Below are 18,307 nucleotides of genomic sequence, written 5' to 3'. Positions count from 1 at the left end.
CTACGCTGGGCAGTGGCGTGGGGCGAGCCACGGAGGTTTCGTTGGACAGTGCACCGGAGACCGGCGCGACGGAGACGGGCGTCCCCGTGCCGAGGCTGCGGCTGGACGAGCTGCTGGACGAGCTCCAGGCCCGGCTGGACACGGCCCGGGGCACGCGCGACCGCGTGCACAGTCTGCTTGAGGCGGTGCTGTCGGTCGGGCGCGACCTGGAGCTGGCCCAGGCGCTGAAGCACATCGTGGAGGCCGCGGTCACACTGGTGGACGCCGAGTACGGCGCCCTGGGCGTGATCGGCGAGGACCAGCGGCTGTCCCAGTTCATCCCGGTCGGCGTCTCGGACGAGCAGGTCAAGCTGATCGGAGCCCTGCCGTCGGGCCACGGCATCCTCGGCGAGCTGATCCGCCACCCCGAGCCGCTGCGGCTCGCCCGGATCGCCGATCACCCGGCCTCCTACGGTTTCCCGTCCAACCACCCGCCGATGAGCAGCTTCCTGGGCGTGCCCATCCGCATCCGGGGAAAGGTGTTCGGCAACCTCTACCTGACCGAGAAGCGCGGCGGCGGCGACTTCGACGCCGAGGACGAGTCGGTGCTCGCCACCCTCGCCGTCGCCGCCGGCGTGGCGATCGACAACGCCCGGCTCTACGCCCGGGCCCGGCAGCGGGAGCACTGGCTGGAGGCGAGCGCCGAGGTCACCAGCAGCCTGCTGTCGGGAAGTGCCGAACAGGAGGTACTCGACCTGCTGCTCGCCCGGGCCACCGAGATCGTCGGCGCCGACCTCGCCGTGGTCGCCGTGCCGTTGCCGAGGGCCAGGGAGCTGGAGGTCCGGATCGCCGTGGGCCTCGGCGAGGAGCAGCACCGGGGCCTGGTGCTCCCGGTGGACGGTTCGTTCATGGGGGTGGCGGCACGCACCGGCGGGCTCGTGGTGAGCCCGGACGTCCAGAAGGACCCGAGGATCACCGCCGGGCCGCCGCGCTGGGAGGGTCTGGGTCCGGCCGTCGCGGTCCCCATCGGCACCGCCGAACGCGGTAGCGGTATCCGCGGCGTCCTGATGCTGGCCCGGACCGCCGGGGCACCACTGTTCGACGAGGGCCAGTCAGGGCCGCTGCTGGGCTTCGCCAACCAGGCCGCGGTGGCGATGGAGCTCGCCGAGCGCCGCCGCGACTCCGAGCAGGTCGCACTGCTCCAGGACCGCGACCGGATCGCCCGCGACCTGCACGACCTCGCCATCCAGCGCCTCTTCGCCACCGGGATGACCCTCCAGGGCGCCACCCGCTTCATCGAGCACCCCGAGGCGACCGACCGGGTCCTGCGGGCGATCGACGACCTGGACGAGACCGCCAAGACCATCCGGGCCACGATCTTCGGCCTGCGCCTTCGCGAGTCCGGCCCGGCCGCGGTCGGCCTGCGCGCCCGGCTCGTCGAGGTCGTCGAACGCGCCGCCCGCGCCTTCGGCTTCACCCCGGGCCTGCGGATGACGGGCCTGCTGGACGTCGCCGTCCCCGCCGGGATCGCGGACGCGACCGTCGCCGTTCTGGAGGAGGCCCTGTCCAACGCGGCCCGCCACGCGGAGGCGAACGCCGTGGACGCGTCGATCGACGTGGGCACCTCGCTGACGCTCACCGTGACCGACGACGGTGTCGGTCTTCCCGAGGGTGGCCGCCGCAGCGGCCTCGCCAACCTCGCCGACCGGGCCTCCGCCCTGGGCGGGACCTTCACCGCCCGCACGCGTCCCGAGGGCGGCACCGAGCTGGTCTGGCGGGTCCCGCTGCCCACCGGGGAGCGGTGACACCGCATCCGACCGGGTCGTCCGCCTCCACGGGCGCCCCGCGAGGCGCACCCGGACGGACGGCTGCGACAATCCCCCGGTGACCGACGTCGACGAGACCTCCCGCCAGACCCTGCTCCGTCGGGGTTTCGCCCTCGAGTACACGACCCTGGGCTGGAACCTGATCGGGATCGTGGTCCTCGCGATCGCGGCGATCGGTGCCCGCTCCGTCGCCCTGGCCGGTTTCGGCCTGGACTCCCTGATCGAGATCGGTGCCTCCACCGTCGTCGTCTGGGAGCTGTCCGGTAGCGGCGCGGAACGGCAGAAGCCGGCGCTGAAGCTGATCGGTGCCGGCTTCGCGCTGCTCGGCCTCTACCTCCTCGTGCAGTCGACCGCCGTCCTGGTCAGCGGCTTCCGTCCGCACCACTCGCCGCTCGGGATCGCCTGGACCGCCGTCACCGCCGCCGTGATGTTCGCGCTCGCCTACGGCAAGGCCCGCACCGGCGCCGCCCTGGACAACCCCGTGCTGAGGACCGAGGGCCGCGTCACCCTCATCGACGGCCTGCTCGCCGCGGCCGTCCTTCTCGGCCTGGTCCTCAACACCACCCTCGGCTGGTGGTGGGCCGACCCCGCAGCCGGCTACGTGCTGGTCTACTACGCCGCCCGCGAGGTCCGGGAGATCTTCTTCGGCGGGCACTGACCCGGCCGGGCCACCGCCACCGACGCATCCGGATCCTCCCGGCCCCGAACGCACCGACCGCCCCGCCGCTACGGCTCGACGACGTCACGGGCCGCGAGGCGGGGAGTCGGCGCGCCTTCGGGGCCGTAGCCGAGGCGGATCAGCATCTGCACGAAGCCGGGGCGGTCGCGCGGGTCGCGGGCCTCCCAGCGGAGGTTGGGCCACTCCATCACCTGGTGCAGGAGGGAGGCCCGCACGCCGTGGACGGTGGCGGTCAGGAGCACGTGCTCCAGGGCGAGCCCGGCGCGCAGCCAGTCCGCGGGCGTGTCGCGGTCGGTGCCGAGGACGGCGATGCGCGGCTCGTGCTCGAAGAGGGCGGGAACCTGGTGCTCGGCGGCGTGGATGGCGGAGAAGTCGCGCATGGGCAGACGGCCTGCCAGGTCCTGCGGGCCGAGCGCACCGACCGGGATCCCGTACGACGGCACCTCGCCGGACCGGATCCAGCTGCGGCTCTCCGTCCGCTGGGCCTCGTCGGTGGTGTTGCGCCGCTCGGCCTCGGCGGTGAGGCGCAACAGCCGCGCGGTCTCCGTGTGGTCGGGCAGGTGGAGCCCGCCGCCTTCGGCGTGGGCGGCCGTGACGAGCTCGTCCAGGACGCCCGTCGGGACGGCTTCGCCGGTGAACGGTGCGCGGCTGGAGTGCCTGCGCCAGATCGCCTCGTACAGCCGCTCGTTCCCCGGGGCGGGCGCGGCTGCCGCGGCGTCGAGCCCGACGGCCGCGAAGAGGTCCGGCTCGGCCGGGTCGGGCAGCAGGCGCACCTCGGGCGCCCAGCCGAGGTGGCGGGCGGCGACGCGCAGGTTGAGGACGGCCGCGCCGACGGAGATGTGCAGCGCCCGCCCCTGCGGATCGGCGGCCGGGACGGCACGGGTTCGGTCCGCCCGGACCTCCACGGTCGAGGTGGCCGGCTCCAGCCGGAAGCGCCAGGGCTGGCTGTTGTGGATCGACGGTGCGGCGACGGCGGCGGAGACGAGCTTCTCCAGCGCGGCGGCGTCGAGGGTGAGGGTGGTCACGACCGCCTCCAGGAGTCGGCCCGGCGCGGCGGATCACCGCCGCGCAGCGTGTCAAGGCGGGCCCGGTACTCGTCCGGGTCGATCTCGCCTCGGGCGAGCCGTTCGGCGAGCAGTTGTTCCGGAGTCGACCGTTGCGGCGGCGCGGGTGACGGGGGAGCCGCCGGACCGTGCCGGCCGGGCCGGCTCGTCCGCCGGAGCACGGCGACCACGCCGAGCGCCACCAGCGTCCAGAAGATCAGCATGCTCACGGTCATGAAGCCGATGCCCCAGCCGCCCATGCCGTTCCAGTACATCATCGCCGTCCCCTAGGCCGTTCCGGTGGTGGATCACCTCCACCGTGCGGCCGGGCTCCGGCACACCGCTTGGGCCGTTCGGCCCGGACCCCGGGACCATCCGGGCCACGGTGCCTCAGTGCGGGCGCTGGTGCTGCTGCTCGGGATCGGCGTGGGCCGCCAGCACGGCGGCCTGGAGCCGACGCTCGACCCCGAGCTTGGCGAGCAGGCGGGACACGTGGTTCTTCACGGTCTTCTCGGCGAGGTAGAGCTCCTGGCCGATCTGGCGGTTGGTCTTGCCCTCCCCCACCAGCACGAGGATCTCCCGTTCTCGGGGGGTGAGCCCGGCGAGGGCCGCGTCGGTCTCGCTCTCCTCGTGGTGGCGCAGGCTCTCCATGAGCTTGCGGGTGGTGGCCGGGTCGAGCATGGACTGGCCGGAGGCCACCGTGCGGACGGCGCTGACCAGGTCGGCTCCCTTGACCTGCTTCAGGACGTAGCCGGCCGCCCCGGCCATGATCGCGTCGAGCAGTGCGTCGTCGTCGTCGAAGGAGGTCAGCATCAGGCAGACCAGTCCGGGCATCCGGTCGCGGAGCTCCCGGCAGACGGTCACGCCGTCGCCGTCCGGGAGCCGCACGTCGAGCACCGCCACGTCCGGGCGCAGGGCCGGCACCCGGGCGAGGGCCTGGGCGCAGGTTCCCGCTTCGCCGACGACCTCGATGTCCGGCTCGGCCTCCAGGAGGTCGCGGACGCCCCGGCGGACCACCTCGTGGTCGTCCAGCAGGAACACCCGCACGGGCTGGGGCGTGTCCATGGCCTGCTCCCTGCGGTGCGCGGTCGGTGACACCCCCGATTCTGCGCGTCCGGACCGCCGGGCGCACCAGCTCAGCCGTGCGGCACGACGGCGATCGGGCACCAGGTGCGGTGGACGACCGCCCTCGTGACCGCTCCGAGGCGGTGCCCGGTGCGACCGAGCACGAGCAGGCCGGCGGAACGGGAGGCGTCGGCCAGCGCGTCGGCGGCGTCCGCGCGCCGGACGTCCGGGACGACGTCCGCCTCCGTCCCGCGCGCCAGCAGGTCGGTCAGGGCGTCTTCCTCCGCCTCGGTGCGACGGGCCCGCTCCCCCGTCGAGAGGGACCACCACTTCGCGGGTGGCGTCCACGCGTGGACCGCTCGCAGCGGGACGCCGAAGGCCCGTGCGGCCTTCCGGGCGAAGGCCAGGAGGGGCTCGGCCGGGTCGGACACGTCGAGCCCGACGACCACCTCCTCGGGCGGCCCGGCCGACCCCGGTGCCGCCCGGACCAGGACGACGGGGCAGGGAGCGTGGGCCGCGACGGCCAGGCTCACCGAGCCGAACGGGCTGCGGGGTTCGTGCGACCCGAGCACCACCAGCTCGGCGGACGCCGCCGCGGCGGTGATGCCCGCGGGGGCGGGTTCGGCGCCCAGGGTGGTGCCGACGTCCAGGCCGGGATGGTTCGCCCGCACCCAGTCCGCCGTGTCCGCGAGCATCCCGAGCGCGCGTCCGCGCGCCTCCGCGACGCCCGGGAGCCCGGGAGCCGCGTGCAGCGGCCGGGGCCAGGCGTACAGGAGCCGCAGTCCGGCTCCGCGCCGGACCGCCTCGTCGGCGGCCCAGCGGGCGGCGGCCAGGCTCTCGGGAGAGCCGTCGACGGCGGCCAGCACGGACGGAGGCACGTGGGCCACCGCGCTCAGGCCGGCGCGGCGAGCCGGAGCTCGACGCCGACCACACCCGGCACGGACCGCACCAGCCGCTCCAGCACGGGTGCGGTCACGGTGTCCGGCAGCCCGCCGGTCAGGGTGATCCGGCCGTTCTCGGAGCGCACGTCGGTGTCCACCGCGGCGACCGGCCCGAGGGTGGCGGTGAGCTCGAACCGGACCCGGTCGGCCAGCTCGCGGTCGTCCTCCAGGTAGACCTTGAGCAGGTCGCCCCGGCTGACGATCCCCACGAGGTAGTCCTCCTCGTCCACCACCGGGAGCCGCTTGAAGTGCCCGCGCGCCATCGCCCGGGCGGCCTCGTTGAGCGGGCTGGCAGGGTGCACGGTGACCGCGGGGACGGACATCATCCGCCCGGCCGTCAGCGCGTCGGCGCGCTCGCCGTCCCGGTCCCGGGCGGAGAGCAGGTCGGCCTCGGAGACGACGCCGATCACCCGGCCGTCGCCGGTCAGCACGGGGAGCGCGCTGACCCGCCAGCGCTGCAGGGTCTCGGCCACCTCGCGGAAGTCCGCGTCGCGGCCGACTGCGACGACCGCGTGGGTCATGACGTCGGCGACGGTGTTCAGGGTCCGCTTCACGATGACCTCCTACGACTACGGGGGACGACTACGAGGCCGCGCGGTAGGCGCGGGGGTGCTCCCGGTCCGGGGAGGTGTCGTCCTCGGTCCAGTCGAGCGTGTGGTGGACCGCGACGACGCCGTCCACGGCGCGGCACAGCTGCTCCGTGACCGGGATCAGGCTGCGCCGCGGGAGCCTGCCCTTCAGCGTGACGACGCCGTCGTGCACCGCCACCTGGACGTCGCCCGGGGCGAGCCAGAGCGTCTGGCCGAGGACGTCGTGGGTGATCTCGTCGCGGATGGCCGCGTCGTGCCGCAGGAAGACCTGGAGCAGGTCCGCGCGGCTGACGATGCCGACCAGGCGACCGATCTCGTCGACCACGGGCAGCCGCTTGACCTTGCCCCTGTCCATGGCCCGGGCGGCCTCGGCCACCGACCAGCCGGGACGGGCGGTGACGGCGGGGCTGGTCATCAGCCCGCCGGCGGTCTCGGCCTCGGCGCGGGCGCGATCCCCCGCGCTCAGCCAGCGGCCCGGGAAGCGGCCCTCCGGGTCGGGCAGGACGGCCGCCTTGCGGATCAGGTCGGCCTCCGACACCACGCCCAGCGGCCGCTGCTGATCGTCGACGACCGGGATCGCGGTGATGTCGTTGCGCTGGAACAGCTCCGCGATCTCCTTGAACGGCGTGTCGGGCCGGGCGGTGACGACCTCACGGGTCATCACGTCAATGACGCTGCGGTGCTGCATCGTCCTCACTCCTCCTCGGGTGGTCCCGCCTTCACTGTCCGCCCGCCGGGAACCCGGCGCACAGGGCCGGACGGTCCCTGTCGCCAGGGCCTGTCCGGCCCAGGACAGGACGCCCGCACGGCGCGACGATGGGGGGACCCCAGACCCGTCCCGGAGGCGACCATGACCACGGAGACCCCGACGCCCCGCCCGGGCCTGCTGACGTTCCTCGGCGGCGTGGGCACGGTCACCGGCAGCAAGTTCCTGGTCGAGACCGACCACGCCCGCCTGATGGTCGACTGCGGTCTGTTCCAGGGTCTGGCCGAGCTTCGCCGGCGCAATCGGCGCCCGCTGCCGCTCGACCCCGCCGACGTGCAGGCCGTCGTGCTCACCCACGCCCACCTGGACCACTGCGGCTACCTCCCCAGGCTCGTCCGCGACGGCTTCCGCGGCCCGGTGCTCACCACCCCCGACACCGCCAGGATCGCCGAGCTGATCCTTCGCGACAGCGCCCACCTGCTCCAGGAGGAGGCGGACCACGCCAACGAGCACGGCTGGTCCAAACACCGGCCGGCCCAGCCGCTCTACGACGACAAGGACGTCGAGAACGCGCTGCGGATGTTCGACCCGGTCCCCCTGGACACCGACGTCGAGGTGACCGCCGGCACCGTGCTCCGGCTGCACCGCGCCGGCCACATCCTCGGCTCCGCCTGGGCCCACCTGACCCTGGAGGACGGCCACACCATCGCCGCCAGCGGCGACCTCGGCCGGCCGGTCCACCCGCTGCTCCGCCCGCCTGAACCGTTCACCGGCGCCGACGTCCTGCTCATGGAGTCCACGTACGGGCACCGGCACCACGAGGAGACGGCCGCCCGCGCGTGGTTCGCCCGGGCGCTGGAGCGGACCCTGGCGCGCGGCGGCACCGTCGTCATCCCGTCCTTCGCCGTCGACCGCACCGAGGTCGTCCTGCACCAGCTGACCGAACTGCGCAAGGCGGGCCGGCTGCCGGCCCACGTGCCCGTGTACGTGGACAGTCCGATGGCGCTGGCCACCCTCCAGATCTACCGCGAGGCCTTCGCGGCGGCCTCCGACCAGCTGCGCCCCGACGTCCTCGCCGAGGGCCCGGCCGCCCTGGACCCGGAGCCGTTCACCGTCGTCCACTCGCTCCAGGAGTCACTCGCCCTGGACCGCGCCCACGGCCCGGCCGTCATCGTCTCCGCCTCCGGGATGGCCACCGGCGGCCGCGTCGTCCACCACCTGCGCCGCCTCCTGCCGGACGCCCGCAACACCGTGGTCGTGGTCGGCTACGCCGCCGAGGGCACCCGTGCCCGGGACCTGGTCGACGGCGCCCGCACGCTGAAGATGTACGGCACCTACGTCCCGGTGCGCGCGGAGGTCGTCAACGTCCCCGCGTTCTCCGCGCACGCCGACGCCGCCGAGATCATCGAGTGGCTGCGCCCGGCAGCACCGCCGAGCGCCGTCTACCTCGTCCACGGCGAGCCGGAGGGCGCGGAGGCACTGCGCGAGCGCATCGACCGCGAACTCGGGTGGACCGCCGTGGTCCCCCGCTCGGGCGAGCGGGTCCTGATCCGCTGAGCGGACCGCGGCGCCGCGGTCACGCGTCCTCCTCCCGCGACTGCTCCTCAGCTCAGGATCTTGGCCTTGGCCCGCTGGTACTCCTCGTCCGTCAGCTTGCCGGCGTTGTGCAGTTCCGCGATCTTCGCCAGCTCGTCGGTCGTGGACGAGGAGCCGGCCGCGTCGCGCACGTACGAGCGGAACTCCGCCTCCCGCTCCTTCGCCTCACTCATCTCGCGCTGGCCCATGGACCTGCCCCGGGCGATGAGGTAGATGAAGACCCCGAGGAAGGGCAGCACGAGCACGAAGACCGTCCACCCGGCCTTGCTCCAGCCGCTCAGCGAGTCGTCCCGGAAGAGATCGCCGAAGACCCGGAAGAGCAGCATGAACCACAGGATCCAGAGGAAGAGCAGGCAGGTGGTCCAGAAGATGCTGAGCACCGGGTAGTCGGCCGCGAGGTGTGCGGGTGTGTGCATGGGTTCGTCCTGTCGGTGAGTGGGTTTCGGTTGGCGCGGGCGGAGCCGCCGGGCGTCCTTCTCGCCCGGGGCCCGGTCCCGTGGTGATCCGCGCTCAGCGGCCGGCTGCCGCGGCGGGCGTGGCTGGTCGGTGTGGCCGTGCCAGGTGGGCGGGCCGACCAGGCGTGGACGTTCGGTGACCAGGGCGCAGGTGTCGGTGCCGATGGCGAGCCGGTCCCGGGCGGGGGAGCGTGAACCCCTGGGGACGCGGGATCGCGGCCGGCTCCTCGTCGGCGACGATCAGCAGGTTGTTCGGACGACGGGTCATGGGCACCTGCTCTTCGGACACAGAACGTGCACCTTGTGAAAACCTAGGTCCGGTCGGCGGACGGGACGAGCGGGGAGGCCGTCCGCTGGACCGTCCGGGTGGGACGAGCCTTCGGACGGCGGCCCTCACTCCCCCGGCGGACCGGTCGGGTCGAACCTGCGGCGCCGGCGCACGGCCGGCGTCCAGGTGCTCTCCCGCAGCTCCGGGTCACGGGCGGCGGCCCGCTCGTACCAGCGGCCGTAGCCGTCCGAGAGCACCACCGCGGACGCCCCGTGCAGGACGACGCTCAGGCCGACGGTGACCGCGACCACCCGGCCGATCAGTTCCACCCCCGGAACGTGCTGCTCCACGACCAGCAGACCGAGCACGATCGAGGCGAGGCCGCGCGGCCCGAACCATCCGATGTAGGCCACCGTGGGCGCCTTCAGTCCGCTCCCGGCGAGGGAGAGTGCCACCGGGACCATCCGGACCAGGGTGAGGCTGAGCACGGCGTAGACGACGATGCGCCAGCCGAGGTGCTCCAGCGTCGGCCCCAGGACCACGGCGCCGAAGACCAGCAGGCTGAGCAGGGCCAGCAGGCTGCCCAGGTACTCGGCGAGGTCGGCGGTGTGGTCGTCCTCCGGCACCGGTGCCGCGTCACGGCGCTTGGCGAACGCGAAGGCGAAGCCCGCCACCCAGGCCGCGATGAAGCCGCTCCCCTGGATGGCCACCGCCAGGCCGTAGGACGCCGCGGCCACCGTGAGGACGTGGAGCTGGCGCCACTCCCTCGTGATCCAGCCCCGTCCGCTCGACCACCGCAGCAGTCGGCCGCCGCCGCCCCCGACCGCCAGGCCGAGCGCGGTGCTGAGCAGCAGGGCCCGCCAGAACGTGCCGGACTCGCCCTCCTGCGCGTACACGGTGCCGGGGATGGCCGCCAGGAAGACCACGAAGAACGGCAGCACCATGCCGTCGTTCAGGCCGCTCTCCACGTTCAGCCCCTGGCGCACCAGGCCCGGCACCCGCGGGTTGGCGATCGCGCTGCTGCCGAGCGCCGCGTCGGTCGGCGCGAGGACCGTGCCCACCAGCGCGAGCTCCCACGCGGTGAGCCCCGGCAGCAGCGGCCAGGCCAGGAGCCAACCCAGTGCGATGCTGAGCACCAGGCCGATCCCGAGCAGCCGGCCCGGCAGGGCGGCGCCGGTACGCAGTTCCTTCGGCCGCACGGCCATGGCGTCGGTGAAGAGCACCAGCGTCAGGGCGGCCTCCAGGAGCGAGCGGAGCGACCCGCCGTCGGCGTCCAGGCTGATCAGGTCGAGGCAGACGGGCCCGAGCAGGACGCCGGCCGCTGTGAACACGATGGGCCCGGACACCGGCGTGGTCGCCAGACGGCGTGAGGCGAGCGCGTAGGCCCCGGTGACCCCGGCCACCGCCACCCCTGCCCAGGCGGCGTCACTCACCGCAGCCGGGCCTTCCCGGCTGCGGGCCCGCCCTATTCCGCATCAGGGCGGTCCTCCTCCTGGGCGGTGGTACGCCCGGAGGCGGCGAGCAGCGCCAGCACCGCGAGCACCGCGAGGAGGACGGCGACGAGCAGCAGGACGGTCAGCACGGTCGGGTGGTTCCAGAGGGCGAACACCAGGGCCACGACCAGCAGCGCCGCGAGGACGAGCCAACGGCGGTGGCCTTCGGTCCAGGTCCCGGCCCGGCCGGTGTGCACGCCGTGCGCGTCGCCCCAGTGGGCCGCCGAGTCCGCAACCGCGTCCGCCCGGCCGCGGACGGCGCGGGGGAACCGGCCCGCACCGGACAGGTAGGCGCCGAGCGCCACCACCACGCCCAGGACCATCGCGGTGCGCAGGCTGATCCTCAGGAACCGCAGCAGGGCGTCGAAGATCGCCGCCGCAGCCGCCGGCGACTGCACGGCGGGCGGCAGGTGGTCGAGGTAGTAGTGCCGGGCGATCACCAGGGCGATGGCCACCAGCAGGCAGCCACCGGCCGAGCCGAGGGCCGTGGTCACCAGGGCCCGGCGCCTGCGCCGGGCCAGCAGGACGCCGGCCGCGCCGAGCAGCACCGTGAGAACGGGCAGCCAGTTGCCGATCACGTCGAGGGCGTGCGCGGCGCCGCGGATCTTGGCCAGCTTGTCGGACTGGAAGAGCACCATCTGCTTGTTGACGTCCGGGATCTTCGCGGCCGGGGACACCCCCGCGGCCACCAGCTCCTCCTTCAGCCGGTCGACGGCCGTCCCGATGTCGAGGGTGACCGTCCCGTCGCTGACCTCGACCGCGCCCCGGCCCTGGCCGGTGAGGGCGTGGACCACGGCCGTGTGGGCGGCGCGGTTGGCCTGCGTCCACGCCGTCGCGAAGGTGTCGCTGTGCACGACCCCGGTCGCGACCTTGGTGACGACCTGGTTCACCGCGTCATCGAGCTTGGGCCCGAGCGCCTTGACCGCGGAGGCGGCCCTGGGGGGCAGGCCCTGCGACTCCAGCCAGCCGGCCACGTCGGAGGCGACGGCGGAGCCGTCGACCTTCACGTCCACCGCCTCCGTGATCCGGTGGACCGCGGCGTCCTGGACGGCGGGACTGGTCGCCAGTGGAGCGACCGTGGCGACGTACCGGTCGGTGTCCAGGACGATGTCGTGCACCCAGACGGTGAGCAGCGACACCGGCACCAGGATGCAGGTCAGCGTGATCAGGACGGCCGAGACGGTGCTCATGGCGATCCCTCCCGCCTTGGAGCGCCGGCGGGCGCCCGACGGCCGGCCGCTCGGGGGCTCGCCCGTGGCCGGCCGGGCCGCAGGCCCCGGCGGCTCGTTCATCGGTTCTCCCCGCACTCGGTGCGGCCGTGGCGCCGCTTCCCCCATTGCCCCGTAGAGTCCGTCGACCGGCATCCCGGGGTGGTCCGTCCGGACGAGGTGGGTCGGCGGATCGACGACGGCGCCGTGCGGAGGCGCTCCGGTGGAACGTCCCCGGCCCGTTGCGCCGAACGGCCCTCCGCCCGGGATGCCACGGGCCATCCCGTCACCCACTGTTGGAAGGGACTCGGAGTTCTCGTGCCGGCGACGAGGTGCAGCGGCGGCGAGGTGCCGGATGGGTCGGAAGGAGAACGGCGTGGCGGAACAGCGTGGTCGGCCGAGTCGCGCCCGCTGGATCCGCACCCGATCCGCCTGGCTGCAACAACGGACGGCCACGCTGCGCGAAGCCCCGTTCCTGCGCCGGCTCGTCGCACAGTTGGTCCACGTCAACGTCCTGGACAGCGCCACCCGCCTCGCGGCGCAGGCGTTCCTGACCGCCATCCCGGTGCTGTTCGTGCTGGCCGCTTTCATGCCCCAGGCCGTGCGCAACAGCGTGTCCGAGTCCCTGCGTGCCGTCCTGGGGCTCCGGGGCGCCTCGCTCGACGAGGTCCAACAGGTCCTCCACACCAACCCGTCCACCACCACCGACGCCTTCGGCGGCATCGGGATCCTCGTGACGCTGCTCTCGGCCACGAGCTGCAGCCGTGTGCTGCAGCGCCTGTGCGAACGCAGCTGGTACCTGCCCCACCTCGCGGGACGTCTGGCCGCCTGGCGCTGGCTCGCCTGGCTGTTGGTGTGGCTCGCCGCCCTGGTCGTCCAGGGGCACATCCGGACCGGCTTCGGGGCGGGCGACGGTCTCGGGGCCGTGCTCTACCTGGTCACGGCCTCCCTTCTCTGGTGGTGGACGCAGCACCTGCTGCTCGGTGGCCGTGTCCCCTGGCTCCCGCTCCTACCGGGAGCCGTGCTGACCAGCGCCGCGCTGACGGCGCTCGCCTGGGGATCGCAGCTCTACGTCCCCCGCTCGCTGAACCGCAGCGTGACGCAGTTCGGCCCGCTCGGTCTGGTCTTCACCCTGCTCAGCTGGCTCATCGTGGTCTTCACGGCGATCACGCTCGGCATCGGCATCGGGTACGTGGTGGCGAGCCAGGGCCGGCTGGCCCGCCTGTTGGGGACTCCGGAACCGGAGGACGGGTGACGACGGCCCCGCGGTCGGTCGGGCGGGCATGGCGAGGCCCGGCCTCCGGAAGGGTCCGGGAGGCCGGGCCCGCCCTGCCGTCAGGGTCGGGGACGGTCGTCCTCTGGGGCCGTCAGACCTCTTTTCTGGTCGTCCCGACGCACAGCGCCCAGATGACGAAGGCGTCGATCGCGATCAGGACGATCGCCCAGAACGGGTAGTAGGGCAGCCACAGGAAGTTCGCGATCATTCCCAGCGCGGCGACGATGACACCGGCGACGCGGGCCCAGGTCGCGCCGCTGAACAGGGCCACGCCTGCCAGGAGGACGACGATCCCGAGGATCAGGTGGATCACTCCCCACCCGGTGGTGTTCATCGAGTACACGTAATGACGGGTGACGACGATCAGGCTGTCCTTGGTGATGCCGGCGATCCCCTGGAAGATCGCCATGGTGCCGCCGGCGATCAGCATGATGGCTGCGAAGATGGTCCACCCGGTCGCAAAGGGGCGATGTCCGGGGACCTGGGCGGTGCGCCCCGTTTCGGTGGCACTGCTGGTCATGACACGGACTCCTTCGGTGACGGCCGCCTCGCCGGGGCCGGGAGACGGGAGCGAAGAGAGGTTGTTCAGGGGGACTCCGAGGAGAGGACACCCGCCCGGCTCCCGACCGGCGCGGGTTGGGACGACAGGAGCTCGGTGACTCGGAGGAGGGCGAGGACCCGCAGGAACCTCGGCCGGACTCCGACGAGACGGAACTCCGAGTGGTGGGCGCGGCAGACCCGGCGGGCCTGAAGAAGGGCACGCACACCGGCGACGTCGCAGAACGCGAGGGCCGCGACGGAGACGTCCAGCCGAAGCGGACGTTCCTGGAGGGCCCGGGTGACGGCATCCACCACGAGCGGCGCCGTCGCGATGTCGAGTTCTCCGTCCAGCGACACCAAGGCGGTACCCCGGCGCACCACGGTCCTGGTCAGGAGTAGGTCGTCGTCTTCCATCACGACCGCCCGGGAAGCTCGGCTGGCGGAAAGGCCTCCGAACAGAAGCCCACATGTCCACCGTAGGCCCGGCCTTCCAGCCCCTCCTGGGCCGCATGGGCCGCGTCAATGGTCCATACGGCCTCGTTCGGTGCGGGGCACGACTCCGGGCCGGAGCGAGGCAGTGACGCACGGTCCTCCCGACGTCCGGCCCCCGATGTGTGGGCCGGACGGCCCATGGCACCCCGGCCGTGCTCTGTGAACGTCGGAAGGGAGGGAGAGTCCCGTCGCACCCACCGAAGGAGATGAGACGAATGCTCGGCCTCCACCACCTGGCACCACGTCCCACGGCTGTGCCCGGATCCGTCGAACTCGGCCGTGTCGACTGGCTCGTTCTGGGCACCACGGCTCTCGTCGCCGGCGCGGTCGCGCACGCGCTGTCGGGCGTCGTCGGGATCGCCAAGGACATGGTGCACTCCGCTCCGCAAGGTGCACCGGCGCCGGACCGCCCCGCGCCCCCCACCGGCCTGACCGTCAACGAGCGGGACGGATGGATCCTCATCAGCGCCCTGTTCCTCATCACCGCCGCGATGGGGCACGCCGTCCAACGCATCGTCGAGAGCGTGAGGGAGGTCGTGCGCCCGGCACGCCCACGGGTGCGGTCCTGAGACCCGCCGCACCGCCCGGTGCAGGCGGACGGCGCCACGGGACGTCCACCCGATCGGCCGTCCTGGGCGGCCGCCCCGATCGGGGTGCGGCGACACTGGCGGGGTGGAACTCATGACCACCGACTCCGCCGCCGCGGGCCGACAGGCCCGCAAGCGCGTGCCGCGCTCGGCCCACGGACGGTGGGCCCCCGCGCCGGACCGGTCCGACCCCGTCGCCGTCCTGGAGCGGCAGGCCGCGTCCCGCGTCCCGGAGCTGGTCCCGATCCGGTACGGCCGCATGGCCGCGTCCCGGTTCGCCTTCCTGCGCGGCGCGCCCGCGGTCATGGCAGCGGACCTCGCCGCCTCCCCGCACACGGGGCTGTCCGTCCAGCTCTGCGGGGACGCGCACCTCTGCAACTTCGGGCTCTTCGCCTCGCCCGAGCGCGCCCTGCTGTTCGACCTCAACGACTTCGACGAGACCCTCCCGGGCCCGTTCGAATGGGACGTCAAGCGCCTGGCCGCCAGTGTCGCGGTGGCGGCGCGCGAGAACGACGAGCCGGACGCGTCCGCGTGGGCCGCGGCGCTGGCATCCGCCCGGGCGTACCGGATCGCCATGCGGCGGCTCGCCGCCCTCGGCGAACTCGACGTCTGGTACGAGCGCGTGGACACCGCCGACCTGCTGCCACAGGTCGAGGAGCCGAGGTACCGCAAGCGCGTCGAGGGTGCCCTGGCGAAGGCACGCGGGCGCACCAGCCTGCACGCCCTGGCCAGACTCACCGAGCCCGGCCCCGACGGCGAGCCCCGCATCGTCCACGACCCACCGCTGCTCGAACCGGTGGACCCTCAGGACGTGCCCGGCCTCCACCAGGTCCTTCAGGACTACCGCGCCACCCTCCCCGACGAGCGGGCGGCGCTCCTCGACCGCTTCGAGCTGGTCGACGCCGCCCGCAAGGTCGTCGGCGTGGGCAGCGTGGGCACCCGCTGCTACATCGGCCTCTTCCGGGGGCGCCTCACCGGCGAGCCGCTCTTCCTCCAGGTGAAGGAGGCGGAGCGCTCGGTGCTGGAGCCGTACCTCGCGCCCAGTCCCCACCGGCACCAGGGCCGCCGGGTGGTGGGCGGACAACGCAGGCTCCAGGCCGCCAGTGACATCTTCCTGGGCTGGGCCACCGGCCCGGCGGGCCGCGACTTCTACTGGCGGCAGCTGCGGGACATGAAGGGCTCGGCCGTCATCGACGGCATGCCCAGGTCCCTGCTGGAACAGTACGCCGACCTGTGCGGCCGCACTCTCGCCCGCGGCCACGCACGCTCCGGGGACCGCGTCGCCATCGCCGCCTACCTGGGTGCCGGCGACGTCTTCGAACGGGCCGTCGCCGACTTCGCGCTCGCGTACGCCGAGCAGACGCGCGCCGACCACGCCACGCTCACCGCCGCGATCGCCGACGGCCGGATCACCGCACGGGCCGGCGTGTGAACGGGCCCCGCTCCCCCGAAGCGGCCGGACAGCCTTCCGCAGGCGCGGCGGGTCGGTGGAGGCCGCTGTACGTCCTCGGACTGGCGCAGTTCCTCATGGTGCTGGACGCCTCGGTGATGAACGTGTCGATCAGCCAGCTGGTCAGCGACTTCAACACCGATGTCACGGCGATCCAGGCCGTCATCACCCTCTACACCCTGGTCATGGCCGCTTTCATGATCACCGGAGGGAAGATCGGCGACATGTTCGGGCGCCGCCGCGTGTTCGGTGTCGGTCTCGTCATCTACGGCGTCGGATCGGCGCTGACCGCCGTCGCGCCCACGCTGTGGGTGCTGGCGCTCGGCTGGTCCGTGATCGAGGGCTTCGGGGCCGCCCTGGTCCTCCCGGCGCTCGCCGCCCTGGTCGCGGGCACCTACCGGGGGCGGGACCGGGCCGTGGCCTACGGCGTCATCGGCGGCCTCGCCGGCGCGGGGATCGCCGTCGGCCCCCTGCTCGGCGGGTGGGTGACGACCTATCTGACCTGGCGTCTGGTGTTCGCCGGCGAGACCGTGCTCGTCGTGGTCCTCCTGCTCCTGATGCGGTGGATCGAGGCGCAGCCCGCGCCCGAGGAGCGGCCGCGGCTGGACGTCGGCGGCGTGGTCCTGTCGGTCGCGGGGCTGTCCCTGATCGTGCTGGCGGTGCTGCAGAGCAGCACCTGGGGCTGGCTCAATCCCCGCAACCCTCCCTTCACGGTGTTCGGTTTCTCCCCCACGGTCTTCGTCATCGCACTGGGCCTGGCGCTGCTCGTCCTCTTCCACTGGTGGGAGGCACGCCGGACGGAGCCGCTGGTGCGGTTCGGCCTGTTCGGCATCCCGAGCCTGCGCTCGGGTCTGCTCATGCTGTTCAGCCAGAACGTCATCCTGCTGGGACTGTTCTTCGCGATTCCGCTCTACCTCCAGGTGGTCCTGGGTCTGGACGCCTTCGAGACCGGACTGAGGCTGCTGCCCGTGTCGGTCACGATGCTCGTCGCGGCGATGAGCGGTCCCCTGCTGGGCCGGTTCGCGTCCCCGCGCACGGTGGTGCGCACCGGCCTGCTCGTGCTGTTCGCCGCGACCCTGTGGCTGCTCGGCACCATCAAGCCCGAACTCGACGACCTGTCCTTCGCCCTGTCCATGGCCCTCCTCGGACTCGGTATGGGCCTCCTCGCGTCCCAGCTGGGCAACGTCGTGCAGTCGAGCGTCGGCGAGGCGGACCGCAGCGAGGTCGGCGGGCTGCAGTACACCGCCCAGAACCTCGGATCGTCCCTGGGCACCGCGCTGATCGGCGCCATCCTGATCGGTGCCCTGGCGAGCGCCTTCACGGCCGCGCTGGCGAAGGATCCGGCGATCTCGGACGCGGTGCGCCAACAGGCCGGAATCCAAATGGAATCGGGGCTCGAATTCGTGCCGGCCGACCAGGCGGCCGCCGCCCTGGCCCAGACACCGATCCCGCCGGACGAGGCGGACGCGGTGGTCGCCGCCTACCGCAACGCCCAGCTCGACGGCCTGAAGGCCGCGATCCTGGCCGCCGCCGGGATCACCCTGGGCGGCTTCGCCTTCACCGGCCAACTGCCCGCCAACCGAGCGCAAGGCGGCCCACGTACCGGCCGACCTCCCCATCCGACGAAGGAGTTGCCATGAGCAACGACACCAATGGCGAATTCAACGAACTCGGTCCGATCGACTACCTGGTCGTCGAGTTCCCGGGCACCCGTCCGACCGGTGAGGGCATGCCCCTGCTCCTGGACCTGGTCGACCGGAAAATCATCCGGATCCTGGACCTGACCTTCGTCAGGAAGGAGTCGGACGGCTCCCTCACCGCACTGGAAGTCACCGATCTGGACGGCGACGGAAAGCTCGACCTGGCGGTGTTCGAAGGCGCCTCGTCGGGGCTGCTGGGCGACGACGACATCGGTGAGGCCGCGAAGGCCCTGGACCCCGGGAGCTCCGCGGCCGTCCTCGTCTACGAGAACCTGTGGGCCGCCCCCCTGGCCACCGCCCTGCGCCGGGCCGGTGCCCAGTTCGTCGCCGGCGGCCGGATCCCGGTCCAGGCCGTGCTCGCGGCGCTCGAAGCCGTCGACACCGCCGACGACTCGGTCTGAGCGCCCGCTGCC

Annotated in this window: 19 protein-coding genes; 8 read left to right on the top strand and 11 right to left on the bottom strand. The window is 73.4% G+C overall.

Annotation, left to right across the window (positions count from 1 at the left end; all coding sequences use genetic code 11):
• Positions 1 to 41 precede the first annotated feature (41 nt).
• A complete protein-coding gene (locus AB0C76_RS24230; RefSeq protein ID WP_359969129.1) occupies positions 42 to 1,784 on the top strand; it encodes a GAF domain-containing protein in 1,743 nt (580 codons plus the stop codon).
• A 79-nt stretch (positions 1,785 to 1,863) separates the two neighbouring features.
• Entirely contained in the window at positions 1,864 to 2,463 is a 600-nt protein-coding gene (locus AB0C76_RS24225) for a cation transporter (protein WP_359969126.1), read from the top strand.
• 68 nt (positions 2,464 to 2,531) lie between these two features.
• On the opposite strand, the gene AB0C76_RS24220 is transcribed toward AB0C76_RS24225, so the two are convergent.
• From AB0C76_RS24220 to AB0C76_RS24195, 6 genes are all read right to left on the bottom strand, one after another.
• Entirely contained in the window at positions 2,532 to 3,509 is a 978-nt protein-coding gene (locus tag AB0C76_RS24220) for a nitroreductase family protein (RefSeq protein ID WP_359969123.1), read from the bottom strand.
• On the bottom strand, positions 3,506 to 3,805 hold the full coding sequence (locus AB0C76_RS24215) for an SHOCT domain-containing protein (protein ID WP_359969120.1): 300 nt from the start codon (positions 3,803 to 3,805) through the stop codon (positions 3,506 to 3,508). Before AB0C76_RS24215 ends, AB0C76_RS24220 begins: the two co-directional genes overlap by 4 nt.
• A 112-nt stretch (positions 3,806 to 3,917) precedes the next feature.
• Positions 3,918 to 4,592 (bottom strand): response regulator transcription factor, encoded by a 675-nt coding sequence (locus AB0C76_RS24210; protein WP_359969118.1) that lies wholly within the window; start codon positions 4,590 to 4,592, stop codon positions 3,918 to 3,920.
• 71 nt (positions 4,593 to 4,663) lie between these two features.
• Positions 4,664 to 5,470 carry a universal stress protein gene (locus AB0C76_RS24205; protein WP_359969115.1) on the bottom strand — a complete coding sequence of 269 codons (807 nt, stop codon included), beginning with the start codon at positions 5,468 to 5,470 and terminating at the stop codon, positions 4,664 to 4,666.
• A 14-nt stretch (positions 5,471 to 5,484) separates the two neighbouring features.
• Positions 5,485 to 6,087 carry a CBS domain-containing protein gene (locus AB0C76_RS24200; RefSeq protein ID WP_359969112.1) on the bottom strand — a complete coding sequence of 201 codons (603 nt, stop codon included), beginning with the start codon at positions 6,085 to 6,087 and terminating at the stop codon, positions 5,485 to 5,487.
• A gap of 28 nt (positions 6,088 to 6,115) precedes the next feature.
• The gene (locus tag AB0C76_RS24195; RefSeq protein WP_359969109.1) at positions 6,116 to 6,811 is read right to left on the bottom strand and encodes a CBS domain-containing protein; all 696 of its coding nucleotides are present in this window, start codon (positions 6,809 to 6,811) and stop codon (positions 6,116 to 6,118) included.
• A 162-nt stretch (positions 6,812 to 6,973) separates the two neighbouring features.
• Between AB0C76_RS24195 and AB0C76_RS24190 the strand changes: the two genes are divergently transcribed.
• Positions 6,974 to 8,386, top strand: a complete 1,413-nt coding sequence (locus AB0C76_RS24190; protein ID WP_359969106.1) for an MBL fold metallo-hydrolase — start codon at positions 6,974 to 6,976, stop codon at positions 8,384 to 8,386.
• Between the two features lie 47 nt (positions 8,387 to 8,433).
• Here AB0C76_RS24190 and AB0C76_RS24185 read toward each other — a convergent pair whose 3' ends face one another.
• The 3 genes from AB0C76_RS24185 to AB0C76_RS24175 all read right to left on the bottom strand — a co-directional run bounded on the left by AB0C76_RS24185 (position 8,434) and on the right by AB0C76_RS24175 (position 11,831).
• A complete protein-coding gene (locus AB0C76_RS24185) occupies positions 8,434 to 8,841 on the bottom strand; it encodes an SHOCT domain-containing protein (protein ID WP_359969103.1) in 408 nt (135 codons plus the stop codon).
• 432 nt (positions 8,842 to 9,273) lie between these two features.
• On the bottom strand, positions 9,274 to 10,581 hold the full coding sequence (locus AB0C76_RS24180; protein ID WP_359969100.1) for a cation:proton antiporter: 1,308 nt from the start codon (positions 10,579 to 10,581) through the stop codon (positions 9,274 to 9,276).
• A gap of 32 nt (positions 10,582 to 10,613) precedes the next feature.
• Positions 10,614 to 11,831, bottom strand: a complete 1,218-nt coding sequence (locus tag AB0C76_RS24175; protein WP_359969098.1) for a hypothetical protein — start codon at positions 11,829 to 11,831, stop codon at positions 10,614 to 10,616.
• Between the two features lie 394 nt (positions 11,832 to 12,225).
• Between AB0C76_RS24175 and AB0C76_RS24170 the strand changes: the two genes are divergently transcribed.
• Entirely contained in the window at positions 12,226 to 13,104 is an 879-nt protein-coding gene (locus AB0C76_RS24170) for a YhjD/YihY/BrkB family envelope integrity protein (protein WP_359969095.1), read from the top strand.
• A 112-nt stretch (positions 13,105 to 13,216) separates the two neighbouring features.
• Here the strand turns inward: AB0C76_RS24170 and AB0C76_RS24165 are convergent, their stop codons facing one another.
• Positions 13,217 to 13,645: a hypothetical protein gene (locus AB0C76_RS24165; RefSeq protein ID WP_359969092.1), complete on the bottom strand. Its 429-nt coding sequence runs from the start codon at positions 13,643 to 13,645 to the stop codon at positions 13,217 to 13,219.
• 65 nt (positions 13,646 to 13,710) lie between these two features.
• Positions 13,711 to 14,079: an STAS domain-containing protein gene (locus AB0C76_RS24160; RefSeq protein ID WP_359969089.1), complete on the bottom strand. Its 369-nt coding sequence runs from the start codon at positions 14,077 to 14,079 to the stop codon at positions 13,711 to 13,713.
• A 293-nt stretch (positions 14,080 to 14,372) separates the two neighbouring features.
• Here AB0C76_RS24160 and AB0C76_RS24155 point away from each other — a divergent pair, with 293 nt between their 5' ends.
• From AB0C76_RS24155 to AB0C76_RS24140, 4 genes are all read left to right on the top strand, one after another.
• On the top strand, positions 14,373 to 14,726 hold the full coding sequence (locus AB0C76_RS24155) for a hypothetical protein (protein WP_359969087.1): 354 nt from the start codon (positions 14,373 to 14,375) through the stop codon (positions 14,724 to 14,726).
• A gap of 112 nt (positions 14,727 to 14,838) precedes the next feature.
• Complete coding sequence (locus tag AB0C76_RS24150) at positions 14,839 to 16,176, top strand: DUF2252 domain-containing protein (RefSeq protein WP_359969085.1); 1,338 nt, start codon at positions 14,839 to 14,841, stop codon at positions 16,174 to 16,176.
• Complete coding sequence (locus AB0C76_RS24145) at positions 16,173 to 17,834, top strand: MFS transporter (RefSeq protein WP_359969082.1); 1,662 nt, start codon at positions 16,173 to 16,175, stop codon at positions 17,832 to 17,834. The genes AB0C76_RS24150 and AB0C76_RS24145 overlap by 4 nt, the downstream gene beginning before the upstream one ends.
• Complete coding sequence (locus AB0C76_RS24140; protein ID WP_359969079.1) at positions 17,831 to 18,295, top strand: DUF6325 family protein; 465 nt, start codon at positions 17,831 to 17,833, stop codon at positions 18,293 to 18,295. The genes AB0C76_RS24145 and AB0C76_RS24140 overlap by 4 nt, the downstream gene beginning before the upstream one ends.
• Positions 18,296 to 18,307 lie beyond the last annotated feature (12 nt).

The organism is Kitasatospora sp. NPDC048722 (assembly GCF_040650235.1).
Classification (GTDB): Bacteria; Actinomycetota; Actinomycetes; order Streptomycetales; family Streptomycetaceae; genus Kitasatospora.
Note: the sequence above shows the minus strand (reverse complement) of the source record. Positions and strands in the feature narration are given on the sequence as shown.